This window comes from Cellulosilyticum lentocellum DSM 5427, from assembly GCF_000178835.2.
GTDB lineage: Bacteria > Bacillota > Clostridia > Lachnospirales > Cellulosilyticaceae > Cellulosilyticum > Cellulosilyticum lentocellum.
Genome location: NC_015275.1, coordinates 2037175 through 2054738 on the forward strand (window position 1 = coordinate 2037175; position 17564 = coordinate 2054738).

At 34.9% G+C, this 17564-nt stretch carries 16 protein-coding genes and 1 tRNA gene; 12 read left to right on the forward strand and 5 right to left on the reverse strand.

Features of this window, described 5'->3' with window-relative positions:
- Positions 1 to 41 precede the first annotated feature (41 nt).
- From CLOLE_RS09190 to CLOLE_RS09230, 9 genes are all read left to right on the forward strand, one after another.
- The gene (locus tag CLOLE_RS09190; protein WP_013656831.1) at positions 42 to 968 is read left to right on the forward strand and encodes an aspartate carbamoyltransferase catalytic subunit; all 927 of its coding nucleotides are present in this window, start codon (positions 42 to 44) and stop codon (positions 966 to 968) included.
- The gene (locus tag CLOLE_RS09195) at positions 965 to 2236 is read left to right on the forward strand and encodes a dihydroorotase (RefSeq protein ID WP_013656832.1); all 1272 of its coding nucleotides are present in this window, start codon (positions 965 to 967) and stop codon (positions 2234 to 2236) included. The genes CLOLE_RS09190 and CLOLE_RS09195 overlap by 4 nt, the downstream gene beginning before the upstream one ends.
- A gap of 109 nt (positions 2237 to 2345) precedes the next feature.
- The gene (gene pyrF / locus CLOLE_RS09200) at positions 2346 to 3260 is read left to right on the forward strand and encodes an orotidine-5'-phosphate decarboxylase (protein WP_013656833.1); all 915 of its coding nucleotides are present in this window, start codon (positions 2346 to 2348) and stop codon (positions 3258 to 3260) included.
- Positions 3260 to 4327: a carbamoyl phosphate synthase small subunit gene (locus tag CLOLE_RS09205; RefSeq protein ID WP_013656834.1), complete on the forward strand. Its 1068-nt coding sequence runs from the start codon at positions 3260 to 3262 to the stop codon at positions 4325 to 4327. Before pyrF ends, CLOLE_RS09205 begins: the two co-directional genes overlap by 1 nt.
- Entirely contained in the window at positions 4320 to 7565 is a 3246-nt protein-coding gene (gene carB / locus CLOLE_RS09210; RefSeq protein WP_013656835.1) for a carbamoyl-phosphate synthase large subunit, read from the forward strand. The genes CLOLE_RS09205 and carB overlap by 8 nt, the downstream gene beginning before the upstream one ends.
- Positions 7558 to 8325, forward strand: a complete 768-nt coding sequence (locus tag CLOLE_RS09215; RefSeq protein WP_013656836.1) for a dihydroorotate dehydrogenase electron transfer subunit — start codon at positions 7558 to 7560, stop codon at positions 8323 to 8325. The genes carB and CLOLE_RS09215 overlap by 8 nt, the downstream gene beginning before the upstream one ends.
- Entirely contained in the window at positions 8318 to 9265 is a 948-nt protein-coding gene (locus tag CLOLE_RS09220; RefSeq protein ID WP_013656837.1) for a dihydroorotate dehydrogenase, read from the forward strand. Before CLOLE_RS09215 ends, CLOLE_RS09220 begins: the two co-directional genes overlap by 8 nt.
- Positions 9266 to 9381: 116 nt before the next feature.
- The gene (pyrE, locus tag CLOLE_RS09225) at positions 9382 to 10053 is read left to right on the forward strand and encodes an orotate phosphoribosyltransferase (RefSeq protein ID WP_013656838.1); all 672 of its coding nucleotides are present in this window, start codon (positions 9382 to 9384) and stop codon (positions 10051 to 10053) included.
- A 262-nt stretch (positions 10054 to 10315) separates the two neighbouring features.
- Positions 10316 to 10801, forward strand: a complete 486-nt coding sequence (locus tag CLOLE_RS09230; RefSeq protein ID WP_013656839.1) for a hypothetical protein — start codon at positions 10316 to 10318, stop codon at positions 10799 to 10801.
- Positions 10802 to 11400: 599 nt separating this feature from the next.
- On the opposite strand, the gene CLOLE_RS09235 is transcribed toward CLOLE_RS09230, so the two are convergent.
- Positions 11401 to 12267: an SDR family oxidoreductase gene (locus CLOLE_RS09235; RefSeq protein ID WP_013656840.1), complete on the reverse strand. Its 867-nt coding sequence runs from the start codon at positions 12265 to 12267 to the stop codon at positions 11401 to 11403.
- 202 nt (positions 12268 to 12469) lie between these two features.
- Here CLOLE_RS09235 and CLOLE_RS09240 point away from each other — a divergent pair, with 202 nt between their 5' ends.
- Together CLOLE_RS09240 and CLOLE_RS09245 are read left to right on the forward strand one after the other, a co-directional pair.
- Complete coding sequence (locus CLOLE_RS09240) at positions 12470 to 14128, forward strand: ribonuclease J (protein WP_013656841.1); 1659 nt, start codon at positions 12470 to 12472, stop codon at positions 14126 to 14128.
- Positions 14129 to 14153: 25 nt separating this feature from the next.
- A complete protein-coding gene (locus tag CLOLE_RS09245) occupies positions 14154 to 14357 on the forward strand; it encodes a hypothetical protein (RefSeq protein ID WP_041713604.1) in 204 nt (67 codons plus the stop codon).
- A gap of 445 nt (positions 14358 to 14802) precedes the next feature.
- Here CLOLE_RS09245 and CLOLE_RS22970 read toward each other — a convergent pair.
- The 4 genes from CLOLE_RS22970 to CLOLE_RS09260 form a co-directional block, all read right to left on the reverse strand.
- Positions 14803 to 14889: transfer RNA gene (locus CLOLE_RS22970), tRNA-Thr, on the reverse strand.
- A 101-nt stretch (positions 14890 to 14990) separates the two neighbouring features.
- A complete protein-coding gene (locus CLOLE_RS09250) occupies positions 14991 to 16088 on the reverse strand; it encodes a site-specific integrase (RefSeq protein ID WP_013656843.1) in 1098 nt (365 codons plus the stop codon).
- Positions 16089 to 16213: 125 nt separating this feature from the next.
- A complete protein-coding gene (locus CLOLE_RS09255) occupies positions 16214 to 16645 on the reverse strand; it encodes an ImmA/IrrE family metallo-endopeptidase (protein WP_013656844.1) in 432 nt (143 codons plus the stop codon).
- 22 nt (positions 16646 to 16667) lie between these two features.
- Complete coding sequence (locus tag CLOLE_RS09260) at positions 16668 to 17072, reverse strand: helix-turn-helix domain-containing protein (protein ID WP_041712944.1); 405 nt, start codon at positions 17070 to 17072, stop codon at positions 16668 to 16670.
- 279 nt (positions 17073 to 17351) lie between these two features.
- Here CLOLE_RS09260 and CLOLE_RS09265 point away from each other — a divergent pair, with 279 nt between their 5' ends.
- Complete coding sequence (locus CLOLE_RS09265; protein WP_013656846.1) at positions 17352 to 17558, forward strand: helix-turn-helix domain-containing protein; 207 nt, start codon at positions 17352 to 17354, stop codon at positions 17556 to 17558.
- The last annotated feature ends 6 nt before the right edge of the window (positions 17559 to 17564 follow it).

Sequence of the window (17564 nt, forward strand, 5' to 3'; positions counted from 1 at the left end):
ATTTTGCTAAAAATTAAATTTACATTAAGGGATGGTGTCAGATGCTAAGAAGAAAAGACTTACTAGGAATTAGAGATTTAAGTGTCAATGAAATCATGACCATATTACAAACAGCTGAAAGCATGAAAGGAATAGTAACTGGTGAAGCGACTAAACTAGATGTATTGAAAGGGAAAAGTGCTGTAACACTTTTTTATGAAAACAGTACAAGAACACGTATGGCCTTTACAATGGCAGGGACTTATTTAGGTGCACATGTAGCAGACCTTGGTGTAGCTAGCAGTAGTGTACAAAAAGGAGAAAGCTTAGTAGACACAGGCATCACTTTAGATAGTATGGGTATTGACTATATGATTATGAGACATGGCATGAGTGGGGCAGCACATTTACTTGCTAAAAATGTTAAAGCATCTGTGATTAATGCAGGAGATGGCGCCAATGAGCATCCTACTCAAGCATTATTAGACTTCTATACCATTTATGAAAAAAAAGGTGGTTTTAAAAATCTAAAGGTAACAATCGTTGGTGACATTGCCCATAGTAGAGTGGCTAGATCCAATGTGTTTGGACTCACTCAATTAGGTGCACAAGTAACCTTAGCAGGACCAGGAACATTAACAGCAAAAAGTATGGAAAAACTAGGATGCACCGTTGTGACGGATGTGAAGGCGGCGGTTAAAGATGCGGATATTGTCATGGCACTACGTATTCAGCTAGAACGTCAAAAAGGAGGATTATTTCCTAACCTTAGAGAATATAGCCAAATATACGGTTTAAATAAAGAGATTTTTGAATATGCAAAACCAGATGCACTCTTAATGCATCCAGCACCTGTTAATAGAGGTGTTGAACTCACACCAGAGTTAATGGATAGCAAGGTATCAGTCATAGATGAGCAAGTTACTAACGGTGTAGCAGTGAGAATGGCTATTTTAGCATTACTTCAAGAAGGGAGAGAAAACGCATGATTACTTGTATCAAAAATGGATTAATTATTAATCCTAAAACACAAATGGAAGAGGTTAATGACCTTTGGATTAAAGAGGGAAAAGTTGTTTATATAGGAAAGGACTACAGTGAAGAAGCTAATGAAATCATTGATGCTACAGGTAAGTGGGTAGTACCAGGATTAATCGACTTGCATGTACACTTCAGAGCGCCAGGCTATGAGCATAAAGAAGATATTGAAAGTGGTGCAAAGGCGGCAGCCAAAGGTGGTTTTACAACTGTATGTTGCATGCCTAACACAAATCCGGTTATTGATAATGAGTGCGTTGTAGAATATATTTATGCAATGGCTGCTAAAGCAAATGGGGTCAATGTGCTTCCAATTGGAGCCATTACGAAAGGACAACAAGGTGAAACACTAGCAGATATCGGAAAAATGAAAGAACATGGTATTTGTGCGCTTAGCGAAGACGGTAAAACAGTTATGGATTCAGGTCTTATGAAAAAAGCAATGGCATATGCAAAACCCTTTAACCTACCAATCTTCTCACATACAGAAGACCGTAACTTAACAGGTGGAGCCATGAACGCAGGTGAAAATGCACAGCTTTTTGGTATTAAAGGTATTCCAAGAGAAGCAGAAGAGATTATTGTAGCAAGAGATATCTTACTTGCTAAATACACAGGTACACCACTTCACTTATGCCATATTAGCACAGAAGGTAGCTTAGAAATTATCCGATTTGCAAAAGCGCAAGGCATTAAAGTAACAGCTGAAACAGCACCACATTACTTTATTTTAGACGATAGTATTTTAGGGGATTATGATACCAACAAAAAAATGAGTCCTCCATTACGTACGACGAAAGATGTAGAAGCGATGAAACGTGCCATTATAGATGGAACGATTGATATTATTGCAACTGATCATGCACCACATCACTATGACGAAAAAAATGTAGAGTTTGAAAAAGCACCTTTTGGTATTGTAGGATTAGAAACAAGCTTTGGTTTAAGTTACACACACTTAGTAAAAACAGGCCTCATCTCACCAATGGCTTTAATTGAAAAAATGAGTACAAAGCCAGCTGAGATTGTAGGCATTGATAAAGGTGATTTATCAGTAGGAAAAACGGCTGATATCACTATTCTTGACCCAGAAGCAACTTATACTATTAATGAAGCTACTTTTGCAGGAAAGAGTAAAAACTCACCATTTATAGGTATGACTGTACAAGGAGAAGTAAGTTGTACCTTAGCAAATGGAAAAGTCATTTATCAAAAATAAATTAAGATTGCAATTTACTGAAAAAATGGTAGAATAATTATTAATTATAATGTATAAAAATTCAAACAGATAGATTCTAAAACTAAGAAGTCAAAGGAGCGTAAAAAAGATGATTGATCGTTTAATAAGTCAAATAGAAGCTACTCAAAACCCTACAGTGGTGGGATTAGATCCAACATATGCTATGATTCCTTCCTTTATAAAAGAAGAAATGTTAGAAACTTACGGAAAAACTCCAAAGGCTGTAGCAGAGATGTTTATTCGCTTTAATAAAAGTATTTTAGATGAGGTAGCAACTCTCATTCCATCAGTTAAACCACAAATCGCCATGTATGAACAATACGGCTTAGAAGGGCTAAGAGCTTATATGGAAACAGTAGCTTATGCAAAAGAAAAAGGTCTAGTGGTTATTGGAGATATTAAAAGAGGTGATATCGCATCGACAGCAGCTGCTTATGCAGGGCATATCGCAGGTGTTAAAATTGAGGGTGAACACTTTGACTTATGGCAAGAAGATGCCGTTACGCTTAACCCTTATATGGGATTTGACGGAATTGAACCTTTCATTGCAGCGTGCAATGAGCAAGATAGAGGATTATTCATCTTAGTAAAAACAAGTAATCCAAGTGGTGTAGAAATTCAAGACCTTATGGTAAATGGTTTACCAGTATACGATTACTCAGCCGACTTAGTAAGTAAATGGGGAGAACTTACTATGGGAACCGAAGGCTATAGCCGTATCGGTGCCGTAGTAGGTGCTACATACAAAGAGCAAGGTATAGAGCTTAGAAAAAGAATGCCACACACTTTCTTCCTAGTACCAGGTTATGGTGCTCAAGGTGGCAAAGCAGAGGACTTAAAGGATTATTTTGATAAAAATGGTTCAGGAATCATTGTTAACTCTTCAAGAGGTATTATTGCAGCTTATCAAAAAGATAAGGAAGTAACAGAAAAAGAATTTGCCATAGCTGCTAAGAAAGCAGTATTAGCTATGAGAGATGACTTACAAGGAGTGATGCGTTAATGAAAGCTCAATTAATTTTAGAAAATGGGATGATCTTTGAGGGTAAGGCCTTCGGATACCTTAAAGAAACAATCGGAGAAGTCGTATTTAACACAGGGATGACAGGTTATCAAGAGATCTTAACAGACCCTTCATACTATGGACAAATGGTAGTGATGACTTATCCACTTATCGGAAACTACGGTATTAATCTTGAAGATATGGAAAGTAGCAAATCTCATGTACGTGCTTTAATCGTAAGAGAAAAAAGTGACTACCCAAATAACTTTAGATGTGAACTTACTTTAGATGGTTACTTAAAATCACAAAAAGTAATCGGACTTGAAGGTATTGATACAAGAGCTTTAACAAGAGTATTAAGAGATCATGGTACTATGCGCGCTATCATTGCTGTAAGAGAATTGACACCAAGTCAAATCAAGCTTAAAATAGATGCTTTTAATAACCAAATGGCTGTTTCAGAAGTAACAACTAAAGAAAGCTATGTGATCGAAGGAAATAAAACACATATTGCAGTCATTGACTGTGGTATTAAAAGTAATATTCTTCGCTCTTTTGAAGCAAGAGGCTGCAAACTTTCAGTTTTCCCTGCTTCAGCTAAACCTGAAGAAATATTAGCGGTTAACCCAGATGGTATCTTCTTATCAAATGGTCCAGCTGACCCTAAAGATGTACAAGATACAGTAGCAACAGTTAAAACTTTAATCGGTAAAAAACCTATTACAGCTATCTGTCTTGGACACCAATTACTTTGCTTAGCCCTTGGTGGTAATACAGCAAAACTTAAATTTGGTCACCATGGTTGTAACCACCCAGTTAAAGACTTTATTACAAACCGTGTGTATATTACATCTCAAAATCATAACTACTATGTAGAAACACTTCCAGAAGGTGCAGTAGTGACGCATACGAATATGAACGACCGAACTGTAGAAGGGATGTACTTTAAAGATTTAAATATTTACAGTGTTCAGTTCCATCCAGAAGCATGTCCAGGACCAACAGATACAGCACATATTTTCGACGAATTTATCACTGTTATGCAAGGAGGAAAATTAAATGCCTAGAGATATGAGCATCAAAAAAGTATTAGTTATAGGATCAGGTCCTATTGTTATAGGTCAAGCGGCTGAATTCGACTATTCAGGAACACAAGCTTGCCAAGCGATTCGTGAAGAAGGTATTGAAGTAGTCCTTGTCAATAGTAACCCAGCTACTATTATGACAGATGAAGAAATAGCAGATAAAATTTACATCGAACCATTAACTGTAGAATTCCTTGAAAAAGTTATTGCTAAAGAAAGACCAGACAGCGTTTTAGCAGGTGTAGGTGGTCAGACGGCTCTTAACTTAGCAGTGGAATTAAATGATAAAGGAATTTTAGAAAAATATAATGTACGTGTGATTGGTACACAAATTTCAGCTATTAAAGAAGGGGAAGACCGTGAACTCTTTAGAGCCCTTATGAAGCGTATCAATCAACCATGTATTGAAAGTGAAATTGTAGAAACAGTTGAAGCAGCTGTGGCGTTCTCAAGAAAAATTGGTTATCCAGTAGTTGTTAGGCCAGCTTATACCTTAGGTGGTACAGGTGGCGGTATTGCAGAAACAGAAGAAGAGCTAAGAGAAATCTGTGCAAGTGGTCTTCATCTTTCTCGTGTACACCAAGTACTTATTGAAAAATGTATCAAAGGCTGGAAAGAAATTGAATATGAAGTAATGCGTGATAACTATGGTACAGCCATTACTGTATGTAATATGGAAAATATTGATCCAGTTGGTATTCACACAGGAGATAGTATCGTAGTTGCACCTTCTCAAACACTTTCAGATAGAGAATATCAAATGCTTCGCCGTGCATCACTTGATATTATTTCAGCTTGTGATATTAGAGGAGGTTGTAACGTACAACTTGCTCTTCATCCAGATAGTTTTGAGTATGCTGTTATCGAAATTAACCCTCGTGTAAGCCGTTCTTCAGCTTTAGCTTCTAAAGCAACAGGTTATCCAATTGCCAGAGTATCAGCTAAAATTGCACTTGGTTACGGTCTTGATGAAATTCCAAACACTGTAACAGGCAAAACTTATGCTTGTTTCGAGCCAACACTTGATTATGTGGTATGTAAAATACCAAAATGGCCATTTGATAAATTCTATACAGCTAAACGTACACTTGGTACGAAGATGATGGCAACCGGTGAAATTATGTCTATCGGTAATAACTTTGAAAGTGCCTTCTTAAAAGGTCTTCGCTCACTTGAGATTGGTAAATTTAGCTTTAAACATAAAAAGCTTGAAGAATGCACTTTAGATGAACTCAAAGAAAAAGTAATCACAGCAGATGATGAAAGAATTTTTGCCCTAGCTGAAATGCTTCGTCGTCATTATAGAAAAGAACAAGTATGTAAAATTACAGGAATGGATATTTTCTTCGTAGAAAAATTCCACTGGATTGTAGAACAAGAAGAGCTTCTTTCTGAAATGAACTTTGATGAGTTAACACCAAAATATTTACGCAAGCTTAAGAAAAGAGGCTTCTCAGATAAAGCGATTGCAGATTTAATCGGCGTAAGTGAAGATGATATTCGAGACGTTCGTTTTAAATGGAACATTGTACCTGTTTATAAAATGGTTGATACTTGTGGTGGAGAGTTTGAAGCGGAATCACCATATTATTATTCAACTTATGATGAAGTAGATGAAGTTGAAGTATCTGACAAACAAAAGGTCATGGTTATTGGTTCAGGTCCAATTCGTATCGGTCAAGGGATTGAGTTCGATTACTGCTCTGTTCATGCGATTATGGCTCTTAAGAAAAAAGGGATTGAAACAATCATCGTTAATAATAACCCAGAAACAGTAAGTACAGACTTTAATACATCAGATAAGCTTTACTTTGAACCATTAACAGATGAAGATTTCTACCATATTTACTTAAAAGAAAAACCAATGGGTGTCATTCTTCAATTTGGTGGTCAAACAGCTATTAAACTAGCTAAATTCTGTGAAAAAATGAATATTCCTGTACTTGGTACACATCCAAAGCACATGGATGAAGCAGAAGATAGAGAAAAATTCGATGAAATCTTAGAAAAACTTCACATCAAACGTCCAAAAGGGAAAGCGATTTGGTCAGTTGAAGAAGGTCTTAAAGTAGCAGAAGAATTAGAGTATCCAGTACTTGTACGTCCTTCTTATGTACTTGGTGGTCAAGGAATGGAAATCACTTATGAAGCACACCAATTAGAAAGATACCTCATCAATGCGTTTGATAGAGACCCAGAAAACCCAGTACTCATTGACCGTTATCTAATGGGACGTGAAATCGAAGTAGACGCCCTTTCAGATGGTGAAAACATCCTTATTCCAGGAATCATGGAACACTTAGAAAGAGCTGGTATTCACTCAGGAGATAGTACAACACTTTATCCAAGTGTGAATATTCCAGACCATATTAAAGAAAAAATCATTACTTGTACACAAATGCTTGCGAAAGAACTAAAAGTACTTGGTATGATTAATATCCAATATATTGAATACAAAAATGATTTATACATTATCGAGGTTAACCCACGTTCTAGCCGTACAGTACCTTACATTTCTAAGGTAACAGGGGTACCAATTATCGATCTTGCTGTAGAAGCAATGCTTGGTAAGAAAATTACAGACCTTGGTTATGGCACAGGGCTTTACCCAGAACCAAAAGACTTCTATGCTGTAAAAGTACCAGTATTCTCAACAGAAAAATTACCAAGAGTAGAAGTTAGCCTTGGACCAGAAATGAAGTCAACAGGAGAAGTACTTGGTGTAGGAACAACGGTAGAAGAAGCACTTTACAAAGGCTTTATTGCAGCAGGTAAATCTCTTCCAATGCAAGGTGGTACTATCTTTGCAACGGTTCAAAAATATGATCAAGATGAGTTCGTAACCATAGCAAAACGTTTTGCTAGCATGGGATACAAATTTGTGGCTACAGAAGGTACAGCTAAGAAATTACAAGAAAATGGCATTGAAGCGAGAGTGGTAGAAAAACTATCACCAGTGAAGGGAAATAAATTTGTAGAAGAAACAGATGAAATCTTTAAACTCCTTAGAAGTGGTGAAATTGACCTTGTAGTTAACACACCTACTAAAGGAAATGACTCTAAACGTGATGGTTTCAAAATCAGACGTTTAGCAATCGAATCTTCTATTCAAATCTTAACCTCATTAGACACTGTAAGAGCACTAGCTGATATAGTATCTAAGCAAATGACTACAGAGCAAACAGATATCTATGATATGGGAGTAAGTCGTCATGAGTAAACAAGTTGTAAATGGAAAAATCATAGGGCAAGGTGAAATTGCCCCTATGATTTATAAAATGATTATAGAAGCACCAGAAGTAGCTGAAAATGCAAAATGTGGACAATTCGTTAATGTGTATCCAGAATCTAAAAGTACATTATTGCCTAGACCAATCAGTATTTGTGAAGTAGGTGAAACGACTATTACACTGGTATATGGTGTGGTAGGAGAAGGGACAAAAGAGTTTTCTAAGCTTGTAACAGGAGATACCATTCGTATCAGTAGTGCACTTGGAAATGGCTATGACGTACAAGAAGCACTGGTTTCTGTTTTAGTGGGCGGTGGTATTGGTGTACCACCATTAGTGGAACTTGCTAAGCATATTCCCGGTGAAAAAATCGCTGTGCTAGGTTTTAGAGATGAACCTTTCTTAGTAAAGGAATTAGAAAACTTAGGCGTAAAAGTATATGTTGCTACAGATAGTGGAAAAGTAGGCTTTAAAGGAAATGTGATTGAACTTATTAAGGCGGAAGGCATTAAAGGCGATTATTTCTATAGCTGTGGACCTAAAGTTATGCTTAAGGCATTAGCAGCTTATTGTGCTGAAGTTGATGTGCCTGTTCAAGTTTCGCTTGAAGAACGTATGGGCTGTGGTTATGGTGCATGCGTAGGGTGTGTTTGCAAAACAAAAGCGAATACAGAAAAGGGCTTTGAACATAAAAAAGTATGTAAAGATGGTCCTGTTTTCTTAGGAAGCGAGGTGAAGTGGGATGAGTAGGCTAACAGATATTGATCAAATAGCAGCAGCTAAAGGCATTGACCTAAGTGTTAACCTTGCAGGCATCACTCTTAAAAATCCTATCACAACAGCTTCAGGAACCTTCTCACCTCATGAGAGTAGTGAGTTTTATGATTTAAGTGAACTAGGAGCCATGATTACCAAAGGGATTGCAAGTATACCTTGGGATGGGAATCCAGTGCCTAGAATTGCAGAAACTTATGGTGGGATGATTAATGCCGTAGGTCTTCAAAATCCAGGAGTAGACTATTACATTGAACATGAATTACCTTTTGCAAGAAAGTTTGATACAAAGATTATTGCAAACGTAGCAGGACATAGTATCACAGAGTACTGCAGCGTTGTAGAACGCTTAAATGAAACAGATGTAGATATGTTAGAGGTTAATATTTCTTGTCCTAATGTGAAAGAAGGTGGGATTGGTTTTGGAACTTCTTGTGATATGGCATCTAAAGTAACAAGAGAAGTGAAACGTCTCACTACTAAACCTATTATTATTAAATTAACACCCAATGTAACGGATATTGCCTCTATTGCGCAGTCTGTAGAAGCAGAAGGAGCAGATGCAGTTTCTCTTATTAATACTTTACTAGGGATGAAAATTGATGTTCATCGTAAACGTCCAGTGATTGCTAATAAAATGGGTGGCTTCTCAGGTCCAGCTGTTAAACCAGTAGCAGTAAGAATGGTTTACCAAGTAAGAAGAGCAGTTAATATTCCAATCATAGGGCTTGGCGGCATTATGACAGGTGAAGACGTAGTGGAATTCCTTATGGCAGGAGCAGATGCTATTTCAGTAGGGACAGCAGCTTTTGCGAATCCAACAGCACCTGTTGATATTAAGAGAGAGCTTATTGACTATATGGAACGTTATGGGTTTAAAAACTTACAAGAAATTAGAGATGCTTTTGAGGGGTAAAAAAGAGTGGAAAGGGGAGGTTACTCTCCTTTCTTTTTAAGAACTGAGTGTAAAATTTTCCACTGGCACATATAAAATTTACTTCTATACATTAATAAAACGAAGGGATGAAGAAAATGAGCTACAAAAAAGAGTTTATAGAATTTATGGTAAGATCAGGGGTATTAACTTTTGGAGATTTCACCACAAAAAGCGGTCGTAAAACACCTTACTTCGTCAATACAGGAAATTACAAAACAGGTGCACAAGCAGCTAGACTTGGTGAATTCTATGCTAAAAGCATTATGGAAAATGGTAAAGGAGATGTAGATGCTCTTTTTGGACCAGCTTATAAAGGAATTCCATTATCAGTAGCAACAGCCATTGCACTATCAAATGAATTTGACAAAGATCTTAACTACTGCTTCAATAGAAAAGAAGAAAAAGATCATGGTGAAGGTGGATCTATGGTAGGATACAAGCTTCAAGATGGTGACAAAGTACTCATCGTTGAAGACGTTATCACAGCAGGAACAGCAGTAAGAGAAGTGTTCCCAACCCTTAAAGGCGCTGCAGATGTGCAAATTGAAGGACTTATTATTTCTGTAGATAGAATGGAAAGAGGTCAAGGAGATAAAACAGCCATTCAAGAAATCGAAACAGAATTTGGCATTAAAACATATCCAATCGTAACTGTTAGAGAAATTATTGATACAATCCACAACGTAGAGATTGATGGAAAAGTATATATTGATGATGCAATGAAAGCAAGAATGGAAGCTTACTTAGCTGAGTATTGCGTGAAATAGTACAAAATATACAAATAAGGAATAGTTAATAGCAAAAAAGCAGAAACCCTATAAGGATTTCTGCTTTTTGTCTTATTAAAAATGATTGATTGCCTTCATATGGCGAATTTAATCAGATATAAGTATAGAGAGAGAAATAAAATCTATAAGAGGAATAGGCATTTTCTCATGAAATATTAATCTTGGACATATCAATTTCTCATAAAGAGGAGTTATATTAATCTTACAAACACTTAACATAAAGGAAATGGGGAGAATAGTAATGGGAAAAAAAGAAACAAATATTATTTTAGCGGCTATTTTAATTATCATCGGGATAGGTGGTATCTTAAAACAAGTTTTTAATATTAATCTATTTGGTTATATTTCTTTCTGGGATTTAGGTATTTTAGCACTGGGGTTATATTTTGAGTGGCAGTATTTTACCACAAGAAGGTCACCAGGCATTCTTGTTCCAGGAGGTATTTTTACAGTTGTAGGATTATTTAGCTTTTTAGAGGCCTTACTTGGAGGACTATTCTTTACACACTTTCCAGCAGGGGAGCTAGGTGTAGCATTAGGGCTATTTCAGCTTTATTGGTTTGGTTCTCGTAATAAATTCTTATTAATTCCAGTAGGTATTTTATTAATTTCTGCTTTAGATGAAATGAGTACCAATTTTTTTAGATGGTTTAATGGTTCTTTAGTATGGTCTATTGGTCTTATTGCTATTGGTATTTATCTTATTGCAAATAGAAAAAGAAATTAAAGTCATATTAAATATTTATTATAGAAAAGCTTATTAAGTTTAGCAAATAAAAATTCAACAAAAAAGGTAATCCTTTCAGTGAAGTATCACAGTAAGGATTACCTTTTTTGTGCCAGACTCTTATTTAACTTCTATAACATGCTACCCATTTCTTAAAAAAGACACAGCAATGGCTCCTCAGCACAGTATGAAGTTTCATAAGGCATAGGTAGCAACATCATAAAAGTTAAACCAATGAGTGAGGAGCTCCTTAAAGTCTTGGCCGGGCTGCCCTAAGCTAGGTGCCAAGGCCTTAAGACTCTGGTTAAAACTTTATTTGAATCATACAAGATGTAAAAACGTTTTTGGCAACTTATAAATGGCGCCTCCCTGTCAGCGTACTAGTGACATTTTCCTTGGAGACAGAGGTATCTGTAGCAACAGATTGAAACTTACGAGGCCCGGTCAGTTCCTCAAGTTAATGTTGCGGTGATTATGCTGAGGAAGTTGTTTGATTTGTTTTTACACGTATATATATGTTAGCTACAAGTGGAATCCCTAATAGAAAATAAAAATATTTTTAAACGCTATTTATAACATTTCTTCATAAAAAAGTAGGATTAGCCATTAATAATTTCTCCACCATTAATATGAATGGTTTGTCCTGTTATATAACTAGCAGCTTTAGAAGCTAAGAAAACATAAGCACCTGCACATTCTATGGGTTGACCAGCACGACCTAGTGGCGTGGTAGTACCAAAAGCAGGAATGCTGCTTACATCAAAACTAGAAGGAATAAAAGGTGTCCAAATAGGACCTGGTGCAACAGCATTAACACGTATACCAGACTTTGATTTTGTAAGAGCCATAGAAAGGGAGCGCGTGAAAGCTGTAATGGCACCTTTGGTCATGGAGTAATCGATGAGTTTTTCATGACCATGAAAAGCGACGACAGAAGTTGTATTAATAATGCATGCACCTGATTTGAGATGCGGTAAGACGGCCTTAGTCATATAAAAAGTGCCATATACATTAGTTTTAAAAGTTTTATCAAACTGTTCGGTAGTAATGGCTTGTAAACTTGAGTTTTCATATTGGACAGCAGCATTATTGACTAGGATATCGATATGCTTATAGGTATCCATGACTTTTGTGACTACGTCTGTAGCGAAAGTTTCTTCTGTGAGATCACCTTTAATAAGAAGACAGCTTTGGCCATAAGCTTCAACAGCTTTTTGTGTATCCTCTGCATCTTTATCTTCATTATAGTAAACAATGGCAACATCAGCTCCTTGCTTGGCATAAGCCACTGCTACAGCACGTCCAATACCACTATCACCACCTGTAATAATAGCTACTTGTTCTTGGAGTAAACTACCATTTGGAAGAGTCGTTTTATCATCAAAAATGGGGAGTGGTTGCATTTCGTATTCAAAACCAGGATGCCTTGTTTGTTGTTGCGCTTTAAAATGGTTAGGGAAAGACATGACAATACCTCCTAAAAGTAATAAATGATTAAGAATAAAAATTCAAATTTAGTATGAGCTTAATGTAAGTATTTCAATATGGAAATTTTATCAAAGCTTAATGGCAAGTAACTTTATCATTTGTCTCATTTAAAAATAACACTACATACTTTTTTAGGAAAAAGTTATACTAAGTATAAAAGTAATAAAGCGAGGATGAAAGATGAAAAATGCTGTGAAAGTCATTCCTCTTGGAGGGCTTGGAAGTATTGGCAAAAATATAACCGTTATAGAGTATGAAGAAGAAATTATAGTGATTGACTGTGGCATGGGTTTTCCAGATGAACAAATGTATGGGGTAGATTTGGTTATTCCTGATATTACGTACTTATTACAAAATAAGAATAAAGTAAAAGGTATCTTTTTCACTCATGGACATGAAGATCATATAGGTGCAGTTCCCTATATATTAAAACAGATGAACATTCCCTTGTATGGAACTCCTCTTACTTTAGGCATTATAGAAAACAAACTCCAAGAACACGGTCTCCTAACAAAAAGTGAATGTCACTGCGTGGAAGCTGGTGACGTGATTGCTTTAGAACAAATAAAGGTAGAGTTTGTGAGAAGTACACATAGCATTGCCGGTGCGTGTTGTATTGCAGTGCATACACCTGAAGGAATTATTTTTCATACAGGGGATTTTAAAGTGGATTATACACCTGTTGATCAGAAGGGAATGGATTTACAGCGGATTGGTGAATTAGGAAAAGAAGGCATATTACTCCTTTTAGCAGATAGCACTAATGTAGAACGTAAAGGACACTCTCCATCAGAAGTAACTATTGGTAAGACCTTAGAGCGTTTATTTGACAATGTGAAAGGACGTATTATTGTTGCGACCTTTGCATCCAATATTCATCGTATTCAACAGATTATTAATGCAGCGGTGCTTTATGGACGTAAAGTAGCTTTTAGTGGCAGAAGTATGGAAAACATAACGAAAGTAGCTAGCAGTTTAGGGTATTTGAATATACCAGAAGCTACTTTAATAGAAGGTGAGCAAATCAAGAATTATTCTAATGACCAGATTACTATTGTTACAACAGGAAGCCAAGGGGAGCCTATGGCAGCACTGGCACGTATTGCCTTTGGCAAACATCGATCAATTCAAATAGAACCTAATGATTTATTTATTATCTCTGCTTCCCCTATTCCGGGAAATGATAAATTAGTTTCAAAAGTGATTAATGAGCTTTACAAAAAAGGAGCCCAAGTCATTTACAAGGATTTAGAAGAGGTTCATGTATCAGGACATGCTTATAAAGAAGAACTGAAACTTATGCATACGTTAACACATCCTCAATATTTTATGCCAGTGCATGGAGAATATAGGCATCTGATTCATCATCGCAATCTAGCAAGACAAATGGGGATGCCACATGATCATATTTTTATTTTAGAAGATGGAGATGTTTTAGAAGTAAATAAGGTAACAGCTGGAGTGATCGGAAGAGTAAGGGCAGGAAATATTTTAGTAGATGGTATTGGTATAGGAGATGTAGGTAATATTGTACTAAGGGATCGTAAGCATTTAGCAGAAGAGGGGATGCTCATAGTAGTTGCAGCTATTGATTTAGAAACTTATTCTATTATGAGTGGTCCTGATATTATTACCAGAGGCTTTGTTTATGCCAAGGATTCAGAGGATTTAATAGAAGAAGTAAAAGCTGTAGCTAATAAAGAATTAGAGATGTGTCTTGCTTATCAAATGACAGAATGGCATATTTTAAAAACGAGCATTAAAAAGGTGGTAGAGCAACTTTTATATGAAAAAACAAAACGAAGACCCACTATTTTGCCAATTATTATGGAAGTTTAATATAGAAGGAAGAAAGGTGAGTAAAATGAAAGTTAAGATGGTCTGTACTAGAGATCAAGAAACAAAGGTAGTTGATTTACCCATGAGTGAGGAGGACTTACTTAAAATAAGAGCTACAGTTTTGGACCGTGATTCTATTGGATACATTGCAGGAGCGGATGTGAAATGTTATGACGAGACAGATAATGAAATAGAAAATATTTTTGAATTCAATAAAAGTCTTCAATAACTAAAAACGAGTCACAAAAAAGGGTATAAACATTTACTTTTAATGTTTATACCCTTTTTTATAAAGCTAGTAACGGGACATTCATTTAAGTATATAACTGGTTAAATGGTTACGTTTAATAACCTGTAAGTAATATATATAGTAGTTATAAATACAATGTACATAAAGGGAAATTCGTATTTCTTAAAGATTTTTAATATCATTACACTATACTCCTTAATAACTTATATATATACATAATAATATGAATCATTTTAATATTAAATGTATTTTCTTATAAAAATAAATTATAAATCTGAAAAATTTATAAAGTAAGAATTTGTAACAAATAGAGTCAATGGTACCTCTTATTAAAAAATACTGATATTATACGCCGATAAACATAAATATTTATTGACTAACAAAAAAAGGATACAAGTAATAACTTGTATCCTTTAAATAGTAAAGCTCTCAACGGGACTTGAACCCGTGGCCTCCACCTTACCAAGGTGAAACACTATGTTTTTACATTTACATGAAAAACTTTGAAAGCATTGATATTCAAAAGGATTTTTGGGTTTTAAACATATATTTATTTAACTAATTTTAGCTGGTTTTAACTGTATTTACTGACATATTTACTGACATGAAATATCAAAATAAAATACCCTCCAATTGTTGCATTGTATCTTTTTGTAAGTCGGGAAGTACGTGCGAATATACATTTAAGGTTGTTTGAACATCGCTATGTCCCAGAATCTCACTTACTATTTTAGGGTTTGTACCATTTTGTAGTAATATAGTAGCGAAACTATGCCTAATATCATGGAATCGTATAGGTTCTAGTTTATATTCTTTTATAAGCTTTTTAAATGTTTTACCTAGATTTTCAGGATTTATTGATTCTCCATTATTGTGTGTACATATAAAACCTGAGTTTATATACTGTTTACCTAATAAATTCTCATTTTCTTCTTGACATCTTTTTTGATAATCAAGGGCTAGTTTGGTCTTTTTAAGTAGCACAATTTTTCTTCTAGAGCTTTTTGTTTTTGTATCTTTTAATTTAAAGTTCCGTTGCATAGATCGTGAAACTGATATATCTCCGGTAATTGTGTTGTAATCACTCCATTTTAAACCACATATTTCTCCTTGTCTCATACCCGTAGTAAATGCAAGTAAAAATGGTACATACCATTTTGTATCTTTAACAATATTTAAAAATTTATTAATTTGAACATTGTCCCATACTGTAAATTCTTGAGTAGTTAAAGAAGGAAGAGTAATCCCTTTAATGGGGGATATCTCTAATATCTTCCATTCAACACCTTTATCCATAATGCTTTTTAAAACATAGAAGTATTTTCGTATAGTTGCGGGAGATAAATGTTTTAAAGTCATTAAATATCTTTGTATGTGTATAGGTTGTATTGTTTTTAGTTTAACATTTCCAAATGCAGGAACAAGGGATTTATTTAATATTCCTTTATAATTTTCTAACGCTCTATATGAAATGGTAGGCTTAGCATGCATTTCATACCATTGTTCCGCTAGTTCTCCAAAAGTCATATCATCAGCTTCAATCATGATAGAGTTTTTTTTGATTTTATTCTGCATTTTAAGAAGTTCTTCTTTAGCTTCAGAACGCTTATCGAACCCACCACCAGATTTATATTTTCTTTTTCCACCAATGTATCCTAAATAAATCATAGGATAATATCTATTACCACGTTTTCTTATATAATCAGACATACAAACAAACACTCCTTATTGAAATATTGGAGCACATAATATATACTTAACTTGTTAGGGTGTATATGTATATTTCATGCACTCAATAGGGGTTAAGTGTTGGTAGCACTTAACCCTTTTTTATATTATAGGATTGAATAATTTTTATAAGTTTCAATGAATCCTCTATCAGCTTTTGATAATTCATGTTCATACACACATAAATTATCATTTTTCCAAAAACCTATTACATCAAGTAACTTACATGCAAAATAGTTAGCTTCGTTTTCTTTTTTATTTTTTCTAATCCCAATATGAGTAAAATGTGCTTTTTCGAAAGGATGAAGAATTGCATGAGCTATTTCGTGAGCTAATACAATCAGTTTGTGAAAGTAGGATAGTGCACAGTTTAAAATAATAACCCCATATCGTTTCTCGTAGAAATAATATCCGCCGCCGCTTCCAATATTAACCTCATGTACTATAATGTGATTTTCAGTAGCTATTCTATATAAATCTGTAATACTTCCTTGTTGAGTTATTTTGTCTATAAGTTTATTGATAAATTCTTTATGCAATACAAGCCCCCCTAGTAATATTCTATTTCCTGTATTTTTTAGGAGTAAATCTTTCTTTATTCTTAAGTTTAACCATTTCTAATGCCCCTTGAATTGCAACCCTATAAAGCTCTTTATCATCTTCATTAACTTCTCCACCATATGCTAGGGCCTCTCCATTTTCTAAATTAGACATTATTTTTTCAAGCGATTTTGCAATATCCTTTTCATCTCTAGAATTTAACTTTAATATTTTATCTTCTCTCTCCAATAAATAATCTATGGATACATGGAAATAATCTGCAACCTTCTGAAGCTTGTCAGTAGAAGGCGAACTTTTATCCCATTTACTAATAGTTCCTTTACCAAAGCCTAATTCTCTTTCGAGAGAGCTTTGTGTTGTAGCATTTCTTCTACATAATTCTTGTATTTTTTCAACCAGCATCATATTACACCTCTTTCAATTGAATGAAGAAAAAACATCAAAAACTATGTTGACATGATGAATATTTTCAACTATACTGTATTTAAGCATAACCCATATGCAAACATAAAGACAGTAAATAAAAGATATAGATATAAATAAAACGTCTCGTTCCCTAACTAGCGTATTATTTGTCATATCTTAAATGATGAATATTTTCTTCAACTACAATAATACAATGGAAATATTCAACTGTCAATATATTATGCTTAAAAAATAAACAATTAAAAGGAGGAATGTATCATGGCAAGATGCGTGACTAGGAAATACACAACTTTTGGTAAAGAAGTGGCTAAGAAACTGATTGATTTAGACATGAACAACTCAGATTTAGCTAAAAAAATTGGTGTAAGTCCCATGTATATATCAGACATCTTACAAGGGAAGAGAATAGCTACGGAGCGCAAGAAACAAATAGCTGAAATATTAGGACTAACGATTGCTATTTAAAGGAGG